The following is a 1,980-nucleotide window of genomic DNA, read 5'->3' as shown; positions in this document are numbered from 1 at the left end:
AGATTCATCGAAGAAGGAATTTTATGAGGAGGCAAACATAGTGAGGAAAAGAGCTCAGTTATTGTTACTTTTTGCTTTTCTTATTTCAACTCTTCTTTATCCTGAAATAATCTATCAACCCTTGGAACAATCAACCTTTGCAAAAATTAACGATGAAACACTCAGTGAAGAACTTTTAACATCAAGATCTAAGATAGTATATCTTTTATCGGATATTTATAATTCCTATCCCGAGTTTTATTCTGTTTTAACCAGAACAGCTACAGGTGTTGATCTCATGAACACCTATTTGCAGGATCAAGCTTTAAAGATCGTCAATCAAGTTCTTTTTATACAATTCGTCGAGCAAAAAAACATAGATTTACAGCGCCAACAAACGTGGAATAACATCGAAGAAAACTTTTCTAAAACCTTTAAAGACGTTGGAATACCTGACGAAGAAATTGATAATTATCTTCTTGCTTTAGGTTACACCTCAAAAACAAATTATTTAGAGGATGCGTATTATTTAACATTATACAACAATTCTATCTCCGCACTTTATACCAAAATTATTCAAGAAACAGAAATAACCGACGAAGAAATGATAGTGGAATATCAAAATAACAAAGCCATCTATAAATCAGATCCTGCGGCTGATATAAAGCTGATTATATTCAATAGCACAGAAGATGCTTCTTACACATACAATCGTATTATTGAAGGTTATTACACATATGATGAAGTATTCGAACAAACCGAGTCAGCTACCTCTATGAGAATAAACCTTAAAGATGATTCAAATTCGCTTGTACAAACTGTAAAAAGCAATCCTCCAGGATTTATTACAACGCCTCTTCTGTATGATTCGCAAAACGGTACATATGCCCTTTTAAAAATAGAACGAAAATACCCAGAAAAACAGTTAACTTTTGAAGAAGCAAAAGACCAAATAATTTTTAACTTAAAAGACAAAAAAGCTCAAGAATATTTTGATAAAGTTTTACCGACTGAATTCCAAAAATTTCAAGAAGAATCTTCAATAATTCTCAATTCTGATATGTTTTGAAGGAGGCTAACACATGCCTGATATAGAAAAAGATAAAATCATAAATGCTCTGAAAGAGGTTTACGATATGGAAATTGGCTTTGATATCGTTTCGTTAGGTCTGATATACAAGGTAGATATAGATGAGAACAATAACGTCCACATTTTGATGACTTTAACCACCCCAATGTGCCCTTTAGCTGGTTTAATAATTGAAAATGCAAAAGAGAAGGTAAAAGAAATAAAACAAATAAACGATGTAGATATCGAACTTACCTTTGATCCCCCTTGGGACCCGCAGATGGCGAGTGAAGAAGTTAGAAATCTATTAGGAATTTGAGGTAAGATAATGAAGATAACAGAGTTAGTAAGTAAAATTGAGGGGGAGTTTAAAATCTCCCCCTTTCGTATATTAAAAATATTATCAAAAATTGAAGACAAAGATATATCGTTTTATTTAAAAGACTCAGAAGTAGAAATTTCTCAACAAACTTTCGATTTTTTAGTTAAACACCTTAAAGAGGGGTATCCTATCGAATACATAACCAAAAAAGTAACTTTTTTAGGAAATGAGTTTGTTGTAAATGAAAACGTACTAATACCGAGGATAGAAACTGAAGATTTAGTTTTATTAGCAATAAATTTTATAAAAAATAAAGATATAAAACATGTAATTGATATAGGAACAGGTTCTGGTGCGATAGCCATCTCGATAAAAAAGCACTTCCCAAAAATTAAAGTTCAAGCTTCAGATATTTCAGAATCTGCGATAAAAACTGCTCAATACAACACTCAGAGATTAGGTGCCAATGTTGAATTTAAAATTGGTGATTGTTTAGATCCATTCTTGAAAGAGATTCATGAAGTAGAGTTAATAATTTCAAATCCTCCCTATGTCGAAACTTCTTTTTTAGAAAAAAGTCATTTTTTAAGATATGAGCCTAGAATTTCCC

The 1,980-nt window shown here is 31.5% G+C and carries 3 protein-coding genes; all 3 read left to right on the top strand.

What is annotated here, in order from left to right:
* The coding region (locus AA81_RS13670) for a hypothetical protein (RefSeq protein ID WP_211292736.1) at positions 1-1,048 on the top strand (1,048 nt) is incomplete at its 5' end.
* A 13-nt stretch (positions 1,049-1,061) separates the two neighbouring features.
* Entirely contained in the window at positions 1,062-1,367 is a 306-nt protein-coding gene (locus AA81_RS13665) for a metal-sulfur cluster assembly factor (RefSeq protein WP_103899339.1), read from the top strand.
* Positions 1,368-1,376: 9 nt separating this feature from the next.
* On the top strand, positions 1,377-1,980 hold a 604-nt coding region (locus AA81_RS13660; RefSeq protein WP_103899338.1), incomplete at its 3' end, for a HemK/PrmC family methyltransferase.

Source organism: Petrotoga halophila DSM 16923, from assembly GCF_002924615.1.
The sequence above is the reverse complement of the archived record's forward strand: the minus strand, read 5'-3'. Positions and strand labels throughout refer to the sequence as shown.

What these genes read in the sequence shown, in the direction of transcription:
- AA81_RS13665 (WP_103899339.1), top strand. Translation starts at nt 1,062, where the DNA reads ATGCCTGATATAGAAAAAGATAAAATCATAAATGCTCTGAAAGAGGTT.